Here is a 17,554-nt window from a genome sequence, read left to right as displayed (position 1 = left end):
CAGCAAAGAGGGGCCGGCGGAATCCGCCGGCCCCTCTCGCGTGACTGCTACAGCGCCTTGACGAGCGGTGGCGGCTCGATCAGCGACGCCTCGTCGCTGTTGAAGGCCCCGCCGTCGGGATCCTCGCCTTCGTAGGTGTCGCGCACGACGTCCATCTCCGGGTGCCGGATGTCGCGGATCACGTAGCCGACCAGGACCGCGAGCGTGACCAGCCGCAGGATCGAGGCGAGCACGAACACGCCCTCCGGAAACACCTGCCGGCCGGAGGCGCCCATGAGCTCGCCGTAGAACGACACGAAGTAGAGCACCTCGGCCGCCTGCCAGGCGAGGAACGCGCCCCATCGGGGGCGGGCGAGCACCGCGAGCGGGATCAGCCACAGCACGTACTGCTGGGACCAGACCTTGCCGGTGATCAGGAACGCGGCCACGATCAGGAACGCCAGCTGCGCCAGGCGCGGCGGGATCGGCGCGGTCATGCCGATGACCAGGATGCCGACGCAGCTGAGCAGAAACAGGCCGAGATACAGCACGTTCAGGGTGCTGTGCTCAGGGTCCGTGTCGAGGTTCTGGAAGAACGGGAACCCGTACTGCCCGGAGCCGCGCGGGAAGTGCGCCCCGATGTACCAGAGGGTGCCCCAGTCGATGCCGCGCTGGGAGTTGAAGTCCCAGAACTTGGCCCACGAGTCCCAGTACAGCGCCGCGACCGGCACGTTGATCGCCAGCCAGGTGCCGGCGCCGACGCCGAAGGTGGCGAGGGCCTCCTTCCACTTGCCGGTGCGCAGGCACAGCACCAGCAGCGCGCCGAGGATCAGCACCGGATAGAACTTCGCGGCCGTCGCCAGGCCGAGGAAGAGACCGGCGAGCAGCGGTCTTCGTCTGGCCCAGAACACGAGCGAGATGGAGGCGAGACCCACGCAGAAGAGGTCCCAGTTGACGGTCGCGGACACGAACAACGCGGGCGCCGCGGCGAACATCGCGGCGTCCCAGGGCCTTCGCCGGCGTATGGCGAGCGTCGCGGCGACCGCGGCGATGCCGAACGCGCTGAGCACGACGGCGTTGAGGTCGTAGAACGTCTGGCCGGGGTTGTCGATGCGGTCCTGCTGGCCGAGGGAGTACACGGGCAGGCCGAGCACACCCATGAACGCGCCGGTCAGGACCGGATACTCGACCTGGTGGTCGGCGTAGGGGACCTGACCTTCGTTGAGCCCCTCGGCGTAGTACAGGGCCAGCACGTCGGTGTAGCAGAAATACTTGTACTGCTTCATGTCCACCCACGCGCCGTCGCGACAGGGGGACTTCTGCATCCAGGAGAAGCTGAGCATGGCGCAGATCAGCAGCAGGACCACTCTCGCGGGGGTCCAGAAACGGCTCGACGTCCGCACTGCGTGACTACCCAGGGGCCCACCGATCGACTCGGAGAGGCCACCGACGAAACGGTCGGAGTTGGCGGGCTCGTCACTCAGGCGGCGCTCGGGTCGCACAGTCGGCGGCATCGCATCACCGTACCGTCGCAACCTCCGAGGCGGGTGCACCACCCGACGTGGTTTGCTCGCCGACCCGCCGGATCGGCAGTGCGAACAGCAGCGCCGCGGCGAGCAGCACGTACCAGTTCTCGATGAAGAAACCGAGGACGCCCTTGCCCCACGGGTCGACGGGCAGGCCCTGGTCGTAGAGCGACACCATGCCCACACCGACGGTGACAGCGATCAATACGGCAAGCCATCGCCGGCCCGCGTCGACGAGGACGACCAGCGCCGGGACGAACCAGTACAGATGATGGATCCAGGTAATCGGGCTGGCCAGGCAGCCCACGAGGCCGGCGATGGTGAGCCCGACGACCTCGTCACCGGCGAGTGCGGCCCGGCGAGCGCGCCACAGCCCCGCGGCGACGACGGCCAGCACCAGCAGCACCCACAGCCAGGTGGGCGCGTCGTAGCGGGCGAGCAGACCGCGCAGCGACTGGTTGGGGATGTAGGCCTTGTTGCCGATCCCGTCGCCCTTCCACAGCGTGTCGCTCCAGAAGTCCCACGACGCCCGGGGTGCGACCGCGGCGGCGATCAGTGTTGCGACCGCGGCGCTCACGATTGCCGTGATGCCCGCCCGGTACCGGCGGCTGACCAGCAGATACACGATGAAGATGGCCGGCGTCAGCTTGATGGCGGCGGCGAGACCGATCAGGACGCCCGCCCACCGGCTCTCCCGGGGCAGCAGGATCAGCAGGTCGGCCAAAATCAACAGGATCAGCAGCACGTTGATCTGCCCGAAGCTGAACGTTTCACGGATCGGCTCGAGCGTGCTGAACACGACGGTCGACAGCACGAGCATGAAGGGCAGCGACCAGCCGTGCCTGCGCGCCACCGGGGCGACCAGCCAGTAGCTGGTGACGAGCAGCCCGGCGAGGGCGATGACGGCGTAGACGGTCACGGCGGCGTTCTTGGCCAGCAGCGCGAACGGGACCAGCACCATCGCGCCGAACGGCGGATACGTGAAGCCGAGCGCGCCCTGCGTGTCGTCGGGCTTGGTGAACGTGTAGAGGTCGTGCCCGTCGAGCCACCAGTCGATGGCCTGCCGGTAGATCTTGAGGTCGTAGAAGTGGTGCCGGATGCCATACCACCAGTGCGCATAGGCCACGAGCGCCACGAACAGCGCGAGCAACCCCCACCGGACGGCCTTCAGCCTGCCCGCTTCCAACGCAAACCCCCAACGACAGCGGCCACGGTCCCGGCGAACATACCGCCGTTACCGTGGCCGCACATCTTCGGCCCACCTCTGGTCCACTGGTGAGGGTGTGGTGGTGAGCGGTCCGGTGGTCACTGCTGGAGCCGGCAGGGTGCGAACATACCGCCGTTACCGTGGCCGCACATCTTCGGCCTGCCACTACACCTGTCTGGTCAGCGCCTTCGGGTCGGCGTGACTGTCGGGATGATGCCGCCGCCGTTGCCGCCGGGGCCCGGGCTCTGGGTGTTGCCGGGTCCGCCCGGGATGCCGGGGCCGCCGCCCGGGATGGTCGGGTCGACCGGCACGCTCGGCTGCGGCGAGATGCCGGTGCCGACCTCCAGGTTGCCGACGTTCTTCGGTCCCGGGAAGTTGATCTTCGGCTGCTTGATGATGGCCTCGGCCTTGTCCATGTAGTCCTGCCAGATCGGGCCGGGCAGGTTACCGCCGATGATGCCCGCGCCCTTGCTGTCGACGATCTTCTGCTCCTCGGCCTTGTTGCCGACCCACACCGCGGTCGCCAGGCCCGGCGACTTCTTGCCCGGGTCGTAGGCGGTGTAGCCGACGAACCACGCGTGCGCGTTGGAGGTGGTCTGGCCGAGCTGCCAGGTGCCGGTCTTGCCGGCGATCTGGCGGCCGTCCTTGAGCTTCAGGCCGTAGTGCTTCGGCACGCCCTGCAGGACGGTGTTGAGGTCGTCGGCCATCTGGTCGGTGAAGCCCGGGATGCGCTTCGGGTTGATCACCTCGCCGTAGGTCTTCTTGCCGCCTTCCCAGATCTCCTTCAGGAAGTGCGTCTTCGCCGCCACGCCGCGGGCGGCGAAGGTGGCGATGCCGCCGGCGTGCTCAAGGACCGTGATCGGGTACTGACCGAAGGCGACCTCGGTGTTGAAGTACTTCGGGAACACGTCGGCGCCCTTTTGGGTGACGAGGTCGATCTTCTTGGACTTCCCGTCGACGTTGGCCCACATGTCGGTGATGCCGGCCGCACGGGCGGTGTCGATCACCTTGGCCGGGCCGACCTTCTCGGCGAGTGCGAAGAAGGGCACGTTGAGCGACATGACGGTGACCTCTTCCAAGGTGCACCACTTGCCGTCGCCCGACTTGCACTTCGGCGAGGAGACGTTGCCCTCACCGGCGTTCTTGACCGGGTTCTTGGCGGTTCGGCCGCTGGCGGGGAACTGCTGCGGCGAGTCGCCGTTCCAGTACGAGTCGATCGTGTAGCCGGCCATCAGACCGGTCGCCAGCGTGTAGACCTTCATCGTCGAGCCCGGCGGATGGCCGCCGCAGCAGCTGTCCTCGCCGTTGCTGAGCACCGGGTCGTTGTAGTAGCCGGCGAAGTCGCCGCCGTTGCCGTTGTCGCCGCCGTAGTAGGCCTTGACCGCGCCGGTGCCCGGCTCGACCGACACGAGGGCGGCCTGAATGTTGCCCGGATACTTGTTGACCCGCGACTCGGGGTTGCGGCTGGCCTCCTGGACCGCGGCCTGCTGCAGCTTCTGGTCGATCGTGGTGACGATCTTCAGACCGCCGTTGGCGATCTTGTCGAAGTTCTTGCTGCCGTCGGCGTCGACGCCCTCGTAGAGCAGGGCGCCGGTCTTCGGGTCGGTCAGCGAGGCGACCTCGTCGAGCACGTGGTGCACGATCAGGCCCTCGGGCTTGTCCATGCTGCCCTGGGTCTTGATCGCGTTGGCCCTGGACTCGGCCGGCGTGATGACCTTCGCCGGGTAGGCCATCTTCGCCTCGGCCTCTTCGGCCTTGACGAACTTCAACGAGATCATCTGGCTCTTGATGTAGTTGAAGCGGTCCGTGGCCTGCTGCTTGTCGACGTTCGGGTCGAACGGGCTGCCCTTGCCGCCGCTGCTGTCGGGGCTCTTGATGATGCCGGCGAGGACCATGCCCTCCGCCATCGTCAGATCCTTCGCGGGCTTGTTGAAGTACGCGATGGAGGCTGCCTGGATGCCGTACGCACCGCGGCCGAAGTAGACGATGTTGAGGTACATCGTCATGATCTGCTCTTTGGTGTACTCCTGGTTGAGCTTCAGCGCGATGACGGCCTCACGCAACTTCCGGGCGTAGGTGACGCCCTCCAGCTCCGCCCACTTACGGGCGTACTGCTGGCTGATCGTCGAGGCACCCTGCCGGTCGCCGCCGGTGACGTTGTTCCACGCCGCGCGGACGACGCCTTTGTAGTCGACGCCGTCGTTGGTGTAGAACGTGTTGTCCTCGGCCGCGACGACGGCGTGCTGCACGTCGAGCGGGATCTGGTCGAACGGGATGACGGTGCGGTTCTTGTCACCGATGCGACCCATGGGCGTGACGCCGTCGGCGTAGTAGATCGTGGTCGACTGCTCCATGGCCAGGTTCTCCGGCAGGGCGACCTGGTCGAAGTAGTACGTGCCGCTGACCATGCCGATGCCGGCGATCATGATGAACGCGGCAATCGAGGCGATGAGGATGTTGCGGCGGCGCCGGCGCTTGGCCTTGGCGGTGCCGCCGCCCTTGCCCCTGCCTGGACCGCTGCCGTCAGGTCCACCGGGCCCGCCCGGGCCACCGGGTCCGTCGCCGAAGCCCTCGGCACCCGACGGCATCGAGACCGACGCGCGGCCGACCGTGGCCCGCCCGACCGTCGCGCGGCCCGCGGGGAGCCTGGCACCGACGCAGAGCCCAGCACGGAAGCGGAGCCCACGGACGCCGAGCCCGAGACACCCGGCACCGACGCGGATCCGGACGCACCCGACACGGGCACGGAGGCGCGCCCGGTGCGCGGCTCGTCACCGCCGGGGCGGCCTACACTCGCGCGGCCGACCGTCGCCCGGCCCGCGGCACCGGCGCTCGGTGGAGGCAACGGAGGCGGAGGTGGCAGCGGGGGGCCACCGAAGGGGTCGTCACCGTCTGGTCCCGGAAAGGATCCAGGAACCTGCGCCCGGCCCGAGGGGGAGTTGGTCGGGTCACCGTAGTTCATTCGTCCCACCTTGCCGGTTGCGTCGTTGTCGCATGCTCCGTCGCCACCATGTCTGTGAGCTGAGCCACTCGTCGGTCAGGTCTCAAGTCTGCGGTTGTCGCGGTCAAGCGGCCGTGAGGCCGCAGGCCGCGCGGGCGGTGGTCACCGCCCGTAAGGGCTTCGATGCAAATCGACCCGCCGCGCTTGCGGGCCAGGTTCACTCGGCCGCCCCTCCTCGGACCCGCGTCGAGGACCGACCAGCGGCTCCATCGTCCGATCCGGCCGCAAGGCCGTCCCGACCCAGCAGATACTGCTCCACGAGGTGATTCCAGCCGCAGTCGCGGCAGACCTCCACCACGTAGACGTGAAACTCACTCAGCGTCATCGCCAGGAGTGGCAGCTCGGTCAGGCGGCGGGCCTGACCAGACGACTGCCGCAGCTCGTCCCCATAGATGTAGTGCACATGGGTGAGGTTCTCCCGGCGGCACACCGGGCACAGCTCGTCCGTCGGCTCGCCGTGGAATTTCGCTGCGCTCTTCAGGTATGGCGACGCGTCGCACACCTCATAGGTGCCGACGCGCCCGGAATGCACCTCACGCAGCAGGGCGCGTCTCCGCAAGGAGAAGTCGACCACCTGACGCTGGGTACGCATGCGCCCGAGGGTACGCGGTCACGCGCCGCTCGGCGACATCGGTCACGATCGGTAACCGTCGGATAGACGATCAGCGCTGTGGTCCAGGCCACTTGGTCAGCGGCGTTGCATCCGTTCGGTCATGGGCCTACCGTTGCGATGTATCGGACCGATACATCGGCCGGGTTAACGAAGGGAGGCTGGGAATGCTCGACCTGGCGATCCTGGGTCTCCTCCATGAATCCCCGATGCATGGCTATGAGCTGCGCAAGCAGCTCACCACCAAGCTGGGCGCGTTCCGGGCCGCGATCAGCTACGGCTCCCTTTACCCCACACTGCGACGACTGCAGACGGATGGCTGGATCTCCGAGGGTGCGCCGCCGGCGGGCATGCCGACGTCACCCGACGAGGTCCCGTTGCTGACCGGTAAGCGTGGCCGCGTCGTCTACACGATCACCGCGGAAGGCAAGGAGCGCTTCCAGGAGCTGCTCACCGCCGCCGGCCCTGAGACCTACGACAGCGAGGCCGGCTTCGGGGTCCACTTCGCGTTCTTCGCGCGCACCGACCCGGCAACCAGGTTGCGGATCCTCGAGGGCCGCCGCCGCCGGGTCGAAGAGCGCCGCGAGGGCATGCGCGACGTGCTGAGCCGGGCCGCGGAGCGGCTCGACGCCTACACCCTGGAGCTGCAACGCCACGGCCTGGACGCGTGTGAGCGCGAGGTCCGCTGGCTCGAAGAACTCATTGCGAACGAACGCAATGGCACCACCCCTCAGCCGCCTTCGGCAGATCCGGAGCGGTCATCGTGAACAACAAGAAGGAGGCATCCGCGATGGGCTCCGTCCGCGTTGCCATCGTCGGTGTAGGCAACTGCGCCTCGTCCCTGATCCAGGGCGTGGAGTATTACCGCACCGCCGACCCGAATGACCGGGTACCGGGTCTCATGCACGTCAAGTTCGGCGACTACCACGTCGGTGACGTGCAGTTCGTCGCCGCGTTCGACGTCGACGCCAAGAAGGTCGGCCAGGATCTCGCCGCCGCGATCGGCGCCAGCGAGAACAACACCATCCAGTTCTGCGACGTGCCGCCCACCGGCGTGACCGTCCAGCGTGGCCCGACCCTCGACGGCCTGGGCCAGTACTACCGCGAGATGGTCGACGAGTCCGACGAGCAGCCGGTCGACGTGACCGCCACGCTGCGCGACGCGCAGGTCGACGTCCTCGTCTGCTACCTGCCGGTCGGCTCGGAGCAGGCGGCCAAGTTCTACGCACAGGCCGCGATCGACGCGGGCTGCGCCTTCGTCAACGCGCTGCCGGTGTTCATCGCCTCCAACCCCGAGTGGGCGCAGAAGTTCACCGACGCGGGGCTGCCGATCGTCGGCGACGACATCAAGAGCCAGGTCGGTGCCACGATCGTGCACCGGGCGCTGGCGAAGCTGTTCGAAGACCGGGGCGTCGAGCTGCTGCGGACGTACCAGCTCAACTTCGGCGGCAACATGGACTTCATGAACATGCTGGAGCGCACCCGCCTGGTCTCGAAGAAGATCTCGAAGACCCAGTCGGTGACCTCGCAGATCCCGCACGAGATGGCGAAGTCCGACGTCCACATCGGCCCGTCGGACCACGTGCCGTGGCTCGACGACCGCAAGTGGGCCTACATCCGGCTCGAGGGCAAGTCCTTCGGCGACACCCCGCTCAACGCGGAGCTGAAGCTCGAGGTCTGGGACTCGCCCAACTCGGCCGGCGTCATCATCGACGCGCTGCGCGCCGCGAAGATCGCCAAGGACCGCGGCATCGGCGGCCCGATCCTGTCCGCGTCGAGCTACTTCATGAAGTCGCCGCCGGTGCAGTACAACGACCACGACGCGCACGCGTCGGTCGAGCAGTTCATCAAGGGTGAGATCGAGCGCTGAGCTCGTTCCTTATACCTGACACGCAACGCAGAACGCCCCTTCCTCCGGAGGGGGCGTTCTGTGTATGAACCTCACGGACCTCAGAAGAGGCCGAACTCCCGCTCGATGCGGACCTTGGCCTCCAGCTCCAGCAGGACCTTCTTGCGCCAGATGCCCCCGCCGAAGCCGACCATCTTGCCGTCGGCGCCGACGACCCGGTGACAGGGCACGATGATCGGCAGCGGGTTGCGGTTGCAGGCGACCCCCACCGCCCGGGCACCGTCCGGCTCGCCCACCGCGGCGGCGATCTGGCCGTAGGTGCGCATCTCCGCATACGGGATGGCCCACAGCGCCCGCCAGACCGACCGCTCGAACTCCGAGCCGCCCCGCACCGACAGCGGCACCGTGAACGGCACCGACTCGCCGGCGAAGTAGCCGGTCAGCTCCTCGACGGCCCGGTCGAGCACCGGGTCGCCGGCGCTCAACGGGCCGGCCGCGCCGCCGAAGCGGACCGAGCACACACCGGTGTCATCCACCGCGATCCCGACCGCATCGATCGGTGCCTGCATCTCTGCCCAACGCACGCCGTCAATTGTGCCCGAAAACGCGAGTGTCACATTTGCGTCGCATGGCTACCCTCCAGGTGCCAGGCGGGACGGGGGAGGGGGCCGGCGATGGATGTGCTGTTTCTGATCATCGGTGGGCTCGGCGTGCTCGTGCTGGCCGTGTCGCTGCTGCTCGGCGACATCTTCCACTTCGACGTCGATCACCCGGACGCCGGCGGTGTGTTCTCCCTGCCGGCGATCGCCGGGTTCGTCGGCGCGTTCGGATTCGGCGCGGCAATCGTGTCGGCTCTCGGTGTTCCAGGGGGCACGCTCATCGCGGTCGTCGGTGGTGTGGCCGCGGCCCTGCCGACCGCCTGGCTGGCGACCCGGCTGGCCCGGATGGCGATGAACATGCGTACCGACGCGACGCCGACGCAGCAGGACATGATCGGGACCACGGGTGTGGTGGTCACCCCTATCACCGTGAACGGCTTCGGCGAGGTGCGGATCTCCCTCGGCGGGCAGCCGGTGAAGCTCAGCGCCCGCGCCGACCACCCGATCCCGCTGGGCACCCGCATCCTCGTGGTCGAGGCCACCAGCTCCACGAGTGTGATCGTCGAAGAAACCCCTTTATAGAAGGGACGGACATATGAATACGGTCCTGCTCACCGCAATCGGTGGCGCTGTCCTGCTGATCCTCTTCCTGATGCTGTTCGTCGTGTCGCGGATCAAGGTCGCCGGTTCCAACGAGGCGTTCATCATCACCGGCCGCAAGGGCAAGTCGGTGCAGGGACTCGACGGATCCCGTTCCACGGATCTGTCCGGTCAGAAGGTCGTCATGGGCGCCTCGGTGTTCGTGGTGCCGATCGTGCAGAAGCTGCAGGTCCTCGACCTGTCCAGCCGCCGCATCCACGTCGAGATCACCGGCGCGGTGAGCAAGCAGGGCATCCGCGCCAACCTGCAGGGCGTCGCGATCGTCAAGGTCGGCGGCACCGAGGACGCGATCCGGGCCGCCGCCCAGCGCTTCCTCAACCAGCAGCAGGGCATCGACCTGTTCACCAGCGAGGTGCTCGCCGGTGCACTGCGCTCGATCGTCGGCCGGCTGACCATCGAGGAGATCATCCGCGACCGGACCGCGTTCGCCAGCGCGGTGGCCGAGGAGGCCGAGCACTCCCTGACCAACCAGGGGCTCGTCCTGGACACGTTCCAGCTGCAGGACATCTTCGCCGAGGGGTCCTACCTGCAGGACCTCGGCCGTCCGGAGGCCGCCCGGGTGCTCCGCGACGCCGCGATCGCCGAGGCGCACGCCCGCCAGGCCGCCGAGTCGGAGCGGCTCAAGGCGGAGGAGGCCATCGCCGAGGCGAACCGGAACCTGTCGCTCAAGCAGGCCGGCATCCAGGCCGAGATCGACGCAGCGAAGGCCCGCTCCGCCGCGGCCGGCCCCCTGGCGCAGGCTGAGCGTGAGCAGATCATCCTGGCCGAGCAGCAGAAGGTGGCCGAGCGCAACGCCGAACTCAAGCAGCGCCAGCTGGACACCGAGGTGCGCAAGCCGGCCGACGCCGAGCGCTACCGGGTCGAGCAGGAGGCCGAGGCCGCGAAGAACGCCGCGATCTTCAAGGCCGAGGCGCAGCGGCAGTCGGTCATCGCCGCCGCGCAGGGCTCCGCCGAGCAGGCGCGGCTGACCGGTGAGGGCGAGCGGTCACGGCGGGCGGCGCTGGCCGAGGCCAACGCGATCGAGGGCGCCAAGGAGGGCGAGGCCGAGCAGCGGCGACGGGTCGCGATCGCGGAGGCCCTGGAGCGGGAGGGCGTGGCCGAGGCGTCGGCGATCCTGGCCCGCGGCCAGGCCGAGGCCGAGGCGATGAAGCTCAAGGCCGACGCGTTCGCCACCTATGGCGAGGCCGCCATCCTGGACCTGCTGGTGCGGGTGATGCCCGACGTGGTCCGGGCGGCGAGCGAGCCGATGGCCAACATCGACAAAATGACCGTCATCTCCACCGACGGCGCGTCGTCGCTGACCAAGTCGGTCGCCGGCAACGTCGCACAGGGCCTGCAGCTCAGCAACGACCTGACCGGCATCGACCTGGCGAAGCTCCTCGGCCGCCTCAGCGGTGTCGCCGTCGACGAGCCGGTCAACGGCCGCGCCGCGGTCGAGCCGCCGAAGGCCTGACAAATCAGGCAGGTGCACCAAGCCGGAGGCTTGGCGGGTGCACCTGCCTGAACGAGCCGTAGGCTTTTGCCGTGTCCACCGTCACCGCAGCCGCCCATCCGCAGTCCCATTTCGTGCGGGCAGTCCTGCGGCAACGCGGCTTCCGCAGGCTGCTCGGCGTGCGGATGGTGGCGCAGATCGGCGACGGCCTGTTTCAGGGCGCGCTGGCCGGCACGGTGCTGTTCAACCCGGAGCAGCGCGCCGGCGGGATGGCGATCGCCGCCGGTTTCGCCGTGCTGCTGCTGCCGTATTCGCTGATCGGGCCCTATGTCGGGGTGTTCCTCGACCGGTGGCGGCGGCGCACGATCATCTCCCGGGCCAACCTGCTGCGCACGGTGCTGGTGCTGCCGATCGCGCTGTACATCTGGCAGGGCCACGAGTCGCCGGCGCCGTTCCTGCTGGCGCTGGTGGTGACGGGGTTGAACCGGTTCTTCCTGGCCGGGCTGTCGGCGGCGACCCCGCACGTGGTCGACGACCACATGCTGGTCACCGCCAACTCGTTCTCGGCGACGCTCGGCTCGCTGAGCTTCTCCGTCGGCATCGGCACCGGTGCGGCGCTGATCAAGACGGTGCTGGCCACCTCGTTCCACGGCTACGCCCTGGTCGCCGCGATGGCCGCAGGCTTCTATCTGGCCTCGGCGCTGCTCGGCAGGTCCTCGTTCACCGCCGACGAGCTCGGACCCGACGCCGCGCAGCAGACCAAGAGCTCGGTCCGGCAGGCGGTCGGCGAGGTCAACCGTGGCACGGTCGCCGGGGTCCGCCACCTCGCGGCGAAGCGCGGCGCCGCCTACCTGGTGTTGGTGCAGGCCGTGTTCCGGCTGCTTTACGGCGTCGTGCTGCTGGCCTGCCTGCTGCTGTTCCGCACCGTGTTCAACACCGGCGACGAGGTGAGCGACTCGTTCGGTACCATCGCCAACGCCTTCGCGGCGGGAGGCGTCGGGATGCTGCTGGCGTCGTTCGTGACGCCGCCGATCGCCCGGCGGGTGGGTGGCTGGCGCTGGGTGACGGCGGTGCTGGCGTTCACGGGAGCGGCCATCCTCGGCTTCGGACTGCCCTTCGACCCGGTGCTGCTGCTCGGGGCGGTGTTCGCGACCAGCCTGGCGGCGCAGGCGATCAAGATCGTCACGGACACGTCACTGCAGCACGAGTGCGCGGACGAGTTCCGGGGGCGGGTGTTCAGCATCAACGACACCGCGTTCAACATCATGCTGGTCGCCGGCATGTACATCGGCGCGCTGACCCTGCCCTACACCGGCCAGTCGGCGATGGTGCTCAGCGTGGTCGCGATCTGCTACGTCCTGGCCGCGGCCGGCTATGCGGTGCTCGGCGGCCGGTGGGCCCGCCGGGTCGGCGACGACATCGCGCAACCCGACGGGAAACACCTCACGTCAGTAGCTTGAGCTGGTCTTCTTCGCGCTCACCTGGGTCGAGGAGTTCGAGAACGACAGGCTGTCGCCGTTGCAGGTGTACTTGGCCGGAGTGTCGTCCGGCTCGAACGGGTCCTCCTTGCTGTAGCCGATCGACGGCGCGGTCGTCAGCATCTTGCCGGTGGCCTTCGCGCCCTCGTAGACGATGCTGCCGCTGGTGGTGTGGACCGTCGCGGTGACGGTCGCGTTGACCGTGACCGTGATCGCCGTCGGCGTGCCGGAGATCGTCGGGTTGGCCTTGTACACGCTGTTCTCGTAGGTCTCGGTGTAGGTACCGTCGGGGGTGAACTTCAGCTTCGAGCCGTTCTTGTCCAGCGTGAGCTTGAGGCCGCCCTCGACGTTGGGCATCGGCGCTTCCTGGCTGTAGCTGGTGGTCGTCCAGGTCCCGATCAGGCACGAGTCGATCGCCGCGCTCGGCTTGGCGCTCGCGCCGGTGGTCGCGCCCGTGGTCCGGCCCGGGTCGGAGACGTTCTTCGGGTCGTCGTCCTTGCGCAGGGCGACCACCGCGACGATCGCGATCACGAGCACCACGACCACGCCGGACAGCGCGATCAGCGGCATCATGAACTTGTTCCGGCGCGGCGGGGTCGGTGCCGCGCCGTACTGGCCGCCGTAGGTGGTCGGCGGGAACGCAGGCGGGCCGCTGACCTGGCCGGGGTAGCCCGGTTGGCCCGGGTAGCCCGGACCGCTGACCTGCTGATCAGGGAACGACGGGCCAGAGCTTTGGTAGCCGGCATAGGGCGCGCCACTGTACGGGTCGCCACTGTAGGGCGTTCCGCTCACCGGCGGTTGCGGCGCCTGCGGGACGCCTCGATAGGTGCGGCACTGCGTGCAGTAGCCGTTCATATCAATGCCCATGCCGCCGCAGGTAGGACACGGCTGCATGTCTGCCTCCAGGGTTTCAGGGGTGGCCAGCCCAGATGCTTGGTGCGGCCGAGGGGGGATCGTGTAGCGACGGTAGCTGAACCCGTCTACGTGCAGAACCGACCGAATCGCCACATGCACGACGCAACGGTGGTCAGAGTTCCGACAGCGTTGAACCGCCCACATGTCCTCCAGGAGAATGAGCGCCGTGCCTCAACCGCTGGTCGTCGTCTTCGCCGGAACCTCGTGGGACGGGGTGACCGGCTCTGACCGGCTGCTCGCCGCCGCTCTCACCCCTCATGCTGACATCCTCTGGGTCGATCCGCCGATCTCTGCGGCAACCCCGGACCGCTACCGCTACGGCGCCTCGCGTCTCGGGGTCGCCCCGCAGATACGTCAGGTGTGCGACGGTGTGACCAGGCTGACCCCCCGGGTCCTGCCGCTGCACACCCGCCCCTACATCAAGGTCAGCACCGCCGCCCTGATCCGCTCGCAGAGCCGCTGGGCGCTGCGCAAGCTCGACCGCCGGCCGGTCGCGGTGGTCGCCTGCAATCTCGTCGACGTGCTGCGCAGCTGGGGACCTGGGGTGTCCAAGGTGCTCTACGGCACCGACGACTATGTCGCGGGGGCGGAGTTGATGGGGCACGACGCCGCGCGGGTCGCCGAAGACGAGCGCCGTCAGCTCGACAACGCCGATCTGGTGGTGGCGGTCTCCACGGTACTGGCGGAGCGCTGGACCGGGCTGGGCGCCAAACGCGTGGTGCTGATCCCGAACGGCGTGCAGACCTCGGCGTACCGCACGCCCGGCGAGCCTGCCGTGCTGCCCAAGCCCCTGGCCGGCCCGGTGGCGGGGGTGATCGGGCAGTTCTCCGACCGGACCGACTTCGACCTGCTCGCCGCCCTGGCCGACGACGGCGTGTCGCTGCTGCTGGTCGGGCCGCACGACGCCCGCTGGGAGCCGGCCCGGTTCGCGGCGCTGACCGAGCGGCCCAACGTGGTCTGGGTCGGCAGGCAGCCGTTCGAGGCGCTGCCGTCGTTTCTGCGGCACATCGACGTGGGTGTCACGCCGTACCGTGACACGCCCTTCAACCGGGCGTCGTTCCCGCTCAAGACGCTGGAATACCTCGCGGCGGGCAAGCCGCCGGTGAGCACGGACCTGCCCGCGGTGCACTGGCTCGACTCCCCGCTCGTGCGCATCGCCAGCACTCCGAAGGCAATGGTGGCAGCGGTACGCGATGCCGCCGCCGAGTCGCACGATCCGACTCAGGTGGCGGCCCGGCAGGCCTTCGCCGAGCAGCACTCATGGGCGGAACGGGCGAAGGCGTTGGCGGCAGCACTACCACTTTGAGCGGAATGTAATCGTATGATCACATAATGTCATCACCTCCACCGCCTTTGTCTGCTTCGTCACCGGATCCCGATTCCAGTAGCCGTGCCCATCGCAGGTTCGAGCTGGAGTCGGGACCCCCGGCGCGACCGTCCTTGCCGTCCCGCGCATACGAGCCGCCGGCGTCGGACCCGGCCTCGGGGCCGGGCGTCTATGCCGCGGAACCGGGCGCTTACGCCTCAGGACAGGGCGCGTATGCGTCAGAGCCCGGCCCGTATGGGCCGGGGGCCTATGACGACTACGAATACGGCGATGTGGGCTACGCGCATGCGGCCCGTGACGACGCGGCGGACTTCGAACCGCCGCGGCCCGGGGCGCCGCGCCCGCCGGAGCTGGCCGAGCCGCTGCCGCCATCGGCGCCCGATCCGACGCTGCCCGCCTGGCTACGCTCCGCCGCGCCCGCGGGCGACGTGCCGGACATCCGTCCGCCGGGAGAGCGGCCGCCCGCGGCCGCCCACCGCGAGCCTGATCCGGGCGCGCCCCCGGTCCCGGGTTCCCGCCAGCCACGGCGCCGCCACCCTTCGGCGCGGTGCCGGTCCAGCACAAGCGGCGGTGGCTGCTTCCCGTCGCCGGCGGCGTCGCCGCGCTGCTGATCCTCAGCGGCGCCGGCACCGTCCTGCTGTACCTGCGGGCCGACAACGACCCGGTCGACACCGCGGCCGGGCCGGTGGTCTCGGTGGCCGCGTCGACGGCCGAGACCACACCCCAGGCGCCGCCGAGCACCGCCGCCGGCACCGGTCGCGGCCCCGCGGCCGGCCTGAGCGGCGCGGCGGTGCCGCCGGCGGGGACGGGCGTGCCGTGCGCATACTCACCGGCCGACCGTGGCGGCGGCGACCCGCGCCTGGTGGCGACGCCCGCGCCGCGCTCGACGCTCACGGGCAAGCCGGCCGCGACCCTGGAGACCAACCTCGGGGCGATCGGCATCCAGCTGTACGCGGACCGGGCGCCCTGCACGGTCAACTCCTTCGTCCACCTGGCCCGGGACGACTTCTACAGCGACACGCCGTGCCACCGGCTGACCACCGATGGCCTGTGGGTGCTGCAGTGCGGCGACCCGGGCGGGACCGGGACCGGGACGCCGGGCTACCAGTTCGGCGAGGAGAACCTGCCGACGACGCTGCCGCCCTATCCACGGGGGACGCTCGCGATGGCCAACGCCGGACCGGGTACCAACGGCTCCCAGTTCTTCATCGTCTACAAGGACAGCGACATCCCGCCGGACTACTCCGTGTTCGGGCAGGTGACCAGCGGTCTGGACCTGCTGGACCGGATCGCCGCCGCCGGCACCACCACCGGAGGTGCCGACGGTCCGCCGAAGCTGGCCGTGCAGATCACGGAGATCAGGGTTTCGTGAGGCCCTCGGCGGCAGCCCAGCGCAGCAGCTCGGCCTCGGCCTCGTCCCGGTCGAGCGGGCCGCGCTCCAGCCGCAGCTCCTTGAGGTGCCGCCAGGCCCGACCCACCACGGGGCCGGGCGGCACCCCGAGCAGTTCCATGATCGCGTTGCCGTCGAGGTCGGGCCGGACCCGGGCAAGGTCCTCCTCGGCGGCGATCCGCGCGATGCGGGCCTCCAGCGCGTCGTAGTCGGCCGCGAGCTGCGCCGCCTTGCGCCGGTTGCGGGTCGTCACGTCGGAGCGGGTCAGGCTGTGCAGGCGCGTCAGCAGCGGCCCGGCGTCGGTGACGTAGCGGCGCACGGCCGAGTCGGTCCACTCGCCCCGGCCGTAGCCGTAGAAGCGCAGGTGCAGCATGACCAGCTCGGAGACCTCGGAGATCACGTCCTTGGGGAACTTGAGCGCCTTCATCCGCTGCTTGGTCAGCCGCGCGCCGACGACCTCGTGGTGGTGGAAGCTGACCCCGCCGTCCGGGCCGACCGCCTTGGTCGCCGGCTTGCCGACGTCGTGCATCAGGGCGGCCATGCGCAGCGTGAAGTCCGGCCCGTCGGCCTCGTAGCCGATCGCGTTGCGGACCACGATCAGCGTGTGCTCGTAGACGTCCTTGTGCTGGGCGTGCTCATCGATCTCCAGCTTCAGGCCGGTCACCTCGGGCAGGAACGTCTCCGCCAGCCCGGTGTCCACCAGCAGCCGCAGGCCGGTGATCGGGTCTGCGCCGCACATGAGCTTGACGAACTCGTCGCGGATCCGCTCCGCCGTGATCCGTGCGAGGTCCCCCGCCATGGCGACCATCGCGGCCCGTACCTCGGGTGCGACGCTGAACCGCAGCTGTGCGGCGAACCGGGCGGCCCGCAACATGCGCAGCGGATCGTCGGCGAAGGAGTCCTCGGGCGCGCCGGGCGTGCGCAGGACACGGTCGGAGAGGTCGGCGAGGCCGCCATACGGGTCGGTGAACTCGTGCCCCGGCACGGACACCGCCATCGCGTTGACCGCGAAGTCGCGCCGGCGCAGGTCGTCGACGAGGTTGTCGCCATACCGCACGATCGGGTTACGGCTCACCCGGTCATAGGCGTCGGCGCGGAACGTGGTGACCTCGATGCGCAGGCCGTGGCGGGCGAGCCCGATCGTGCCGAACTCCTGGCCGGTCGTCCACACCGCCTCGGCCCAGCCGTCGATGATCCGCAGCGTCTGCTCCGGCCGAGCGTCGGTGGTGAAGTCCAGGTCGTCGCCGAGGCGCCCGAGCAGCGCGTCGCGCACCGACCCGCCGACGAGGTGCAGCTCGTGCCCGGCCGCTGCGAACCGGCGGCCGAGCTCGTCGGCGACGGGGGAGACGCGCATCAGCTCGTGCACGGCACGGCGCTGGGCGTCGGTGAGGGCGCGTGTGGTTTCGGACATCGGTCGGTGAGCCTATCGCGAGGGCATGAGCGGTGAGCAAGGAGCGGACACCGAGGGTAGTGGCCGTGTCGGCACCAGGTCGCGCGATTTGTCGGCTCAACGGTGGGGCGGAGGAAATGTCGGGGGGTGCCACTATGGTCTGTGCTGCGAGCGGAAGCACGGCCGAGTTG

The 17,554-nt window shown here is 69.4% G+C and carries 14 protein-coding genes; 7 read left to right on the top strand and 7 right to left on the bottom strand.

Annotated elements, in window-relative coordinates:
* Window positions 1-47: 47 nt before the first annotated feature.
* The 4 genes from OHA72_RS08300 to OHA72_RS08285 form a co-directional block, all read right to left on the bottom strand.
* Window positions 48-1,493 carry a glycosyltransferase family 87 protein gene (locus tag OHA72_RS08300; RefSeq protein ID WP_327007248.1) on the bottom strand — a complete coding sequence of 482 codons (1,446 nt, stop codon included), beginning with the start codon at window positions 1,491-1,493 and terminating at the stop codon, window positions 48-50.
* 4 nt (window positions 1,494-1,497) lie between these two features.
* A complete protein-coding gene (locus OHA72_RS08295; RefSeq protein WP_327007247.1) occupies window positions 1,498-2,691 on the bottom strand; it encodes a glycosyltransferase 87 family protein in 1,194 nt (397 codons plus the stop codon).
* A 200-nt stretch (window positions 2,692-2,891) separates the two neighbouring features.
* The gene (locus OHA72_RS08290; RefSeq protein ID WP_327007246.1) at window positions 2,892-5,300 is read right to left on the bottom strand and encodes a transglycosylase domain-containing protein; all 2,409 of its coding nucleotides are present in this window, start codon (window positions 5,298-5,300) and stop codon (window positions 2,892-2,894) included.
* A gap of 570 nt (window positions 5,301-5,870) precedes the next feature.
* Complete coding sequence (locus OHA72_RS08285) at window positions 5,871-6,305, bottom strand: DUF5318 domain-containing protein (protein ID WP_327007245.1); 435 nt, start codon at window positions 6,303-6,305, stop codon at window positions 5,871-5,873.
* Window positions 6,306-6,490: 185 nt separating this feature from the next.
* Between OHA72_RS08285 and OHA72_RS08280 the strand changes: the two genes are divergently transcribed.
* Both OHA72_RS08280 and OHA72_RS08275 read left to right on the top strand, forming a co-directional pair.
* Window positions 6,491-7,090 (top strand): PadR family transcriptional regulator, encoded by a 600-nt coding sequence (locus tag OHA72_RS08280; protein ID WP_327007244.1) that lies wholly within the window; start codon window positions 6,491-6,493, stop codon window positions 7,088-7,090.
* A gap of 23 nt (window positions 7,091-7,113) precedes the next feature.
* Window positions 7,114-8,193: an inositol-3-phosphate synthase gene (locus OHA72_RS08275; RefSeq protein WP_327011508.1), complete on the top strand. Its 1,080-nt coding sequence runs from the start codon at window positions 7,114-7,116 to the stop codon at window positions 8,191-8,193.
* Window positions 8,194-8,273: 80 nt separating this feature from the next.
* Here OHA72_RS08275 and OHA72_RS08270 read toward each other — a convergent pair whose 3' ends face one another.
* Window positions 8,274-8,756, bottom strand: a complete 483-nt coding sequence (locus tag OHA72_RS08270) for a methylated-DNA--[protein]-cysteine S-methyltransferase (RefSeq protein WP_327007243.1) — start codon at window positions 8,754-8,756, stop codon at window positions 8,274-8,276.
* A 90-nt stretch (window positions 8,757-8,846) separates the two neighbouring features.
* On the opposite strand from OHA72_RS08270, the gene OHA72_RS08265 reads away from it, so the two are divergent.
* The 3 genes from OHA72_RS08265 to OHA72_RS08255 all read left to right on the top strand — a co-directional run bounded on the left by OHA72_RS08265 (window position 8,847) and on the right by OHA72_RS08255 (window position 12,323).
* Window positions 8,847-9,353 (top strand): NfeD family protein, encoded by a 507-nt coding sequence (locus OHA72_RS08265; RefSeq protein ID WP_327007242.1) that lies wholly within the window; start codon window positions 8,847-8,849, stop codon window positions 9,351-9,353.
* A 13-nt stretch (window positions 9,354-9,366) separates the two neighbouring features.
* A complete protein-coding gene (locus OHA72_RS08260; protein WP_327007241.1) occupies window positions 9,367-10,884 on the top strand; it encodes a flotillin family protein in 1,518 nt (505 codons plus the stop codon).
* A 71-nt stretch (window positions 10,885-10,955) separates the two neighbouring features.
* Window positions 10,956-12,323: an MFS transporter gene (locus tag OHA72_RS08255; protein WP_327007240.1), complete on the top strand. Its 1,368-nt coding sequence runs from the start codon at window positions 10,956-10,958 to the stop codon at window positions 12,321-12,323.
* Here OHA72_RS08255 and OHA72_RS08250 read toward each other — a convergent pair.
* Window positions 12,312-13,400, bottom strand: coding sequence for a hypothetical protein (locus OHA72_RS08250; RefSeq protein ID WP_327007239.1), 1,089 nt, complete (start codon window positions 13,398-13,400; stop codon window positions 12,312-12,314). The two genes, OHA72_RS08255 and OHA72_RS08250, sit on opposite strands and share 12 nt — an antisense overlap.
* A gap of 22 nt (window positions 13,401-13,422) precedes the next feature.
* Between OHA72_RS08250 and OHA72_RS08245 the strand changes: the two genes are divergently transcribed.
* Together OHA72_RS08245 and OHA72_RS08240 are read left to right on the top strand one after the other, a co-directional pair.
* Window positions 13,423-14,562, top strand: coding sequence for a glycosyltransferase (locus OHA72_RS08245; protein WP_327007238.1), 1,140 nt, complete (start codon window positions 13,423-13,425; stop codon window positions 14,560-14,562).
* A gap of 568 nt (window positions 14,563-15,130) precedes the next feature.
* Window positions 15,131-15,955 carry a peptidylprolyl isomerase gene (locus OHA72_RS08240; protein ID WP_327007237.1) on the top strand — a complete coding sequence of 275 codons (825 nt, stop codon included), beginning with the start codon at window positions 15,131-15,133 and terminating at the stop codon, window positions 15,953-15,955.
* Here OHA72_RS08240 and OHA72_RS08235 read toward each other — a convergent pair.
* Window positions 15,942-17,384 carry a CCA tRNA nucleotidyltransferase gene (locus tag OHA72_RS08235; RefSeq protein ID WP_327007236.1) on the bottom strand — a complete coding sequence of 481 codons (1,443 nt, stop codon included), beginning with the start codon at window positions 17,382-17,384 and terminating at the stop codon, window positions 15,942-15,944. The two genes, OHA72_RS08240 and OHA72_RS08235, sit on opposite strands and share 14 nt — an antisense overlap.
* Between the last annotated feature and the right edge of the window lie 170 nt (window positions 17,385-17,554).

The organism is Dactylosporangium sp. NBC_01737, assembly GCF_035963215.1.
Classification (GTDB): domain Bacteria; phylum Actinomycetota; class Actinomycetes; order Mycobacteriales; family Micromonosporaceae; genus Dactylosporangium.
Note: the sequence above shows the minus strand (reverse complement) of the source record. Positions and strands in the feature narration are given on the sequence as shown.

Coding starts and splice junctions, on each gene's coding strand:
- OHA72_RS08300 (WP_327007248.1), bottom strand. CDS start 1,493: ATGCCGCCGACTGTGCGACCCGAGCGCCGCCTGAGTGACGAGCCCGCC.
- OHA72_RS08290 (WP_327007246.1), bottom strand. CDS start 5,300: ATGCCGTCGGGTGCCGAGGGCTTCGGCGACGGACCCGGTGGCCCGGGC.
- OHA72_RS08285 (WP_327007245.1), bottom strand. CDS start 6,305: ATGCGTACCCAGCGTCAGGTGGTCGACTTCTCCTTGCGGAGACGCGCC.
- OHA72_RS08280 (WP_327007244.1), top strand. CDS start 6,491: ATGCTCGACCTGGCGATCCTGGGTCTCCTCCATGAATCCCCGATGCAT.
- OHA72_RS08275 (WP_327011508.1), top strand. CDS start 7,114: ATGGGCTCCGTCCGCGTTGCCATCGTCGGTGTAGGCAACTGCGCCTCG.
- OHA72_RS08265 (WP_327007242.1), top strand. CDS start 8,847: ATGGATGTGCTGTTTCTGATCATCGGTGGGCTCGGCGTGCTCGTGCTG.
- OHA72_RS08260 (WP_327007241.1), top strand. CDS start 9,367: ATGAATACGGTCCTGCTCACCGCAATCGGTGGCGCTGTCCTGCTGATC.
- OHA72_RS08250 (WP_327007239.1), bottom strand. CDS start 13,400: ATGTGGGCGGTTCAACGCTGTCGGAACTCTGACCACCGTTGCGTCGTG.
- OHA72_RS08235 (WP_327007236.1), bottom strand. CDS start 17,384: ATGTCCGAAACCACACGCGCCCTCACCGACGCCCAGCGCCGTGCCGTG.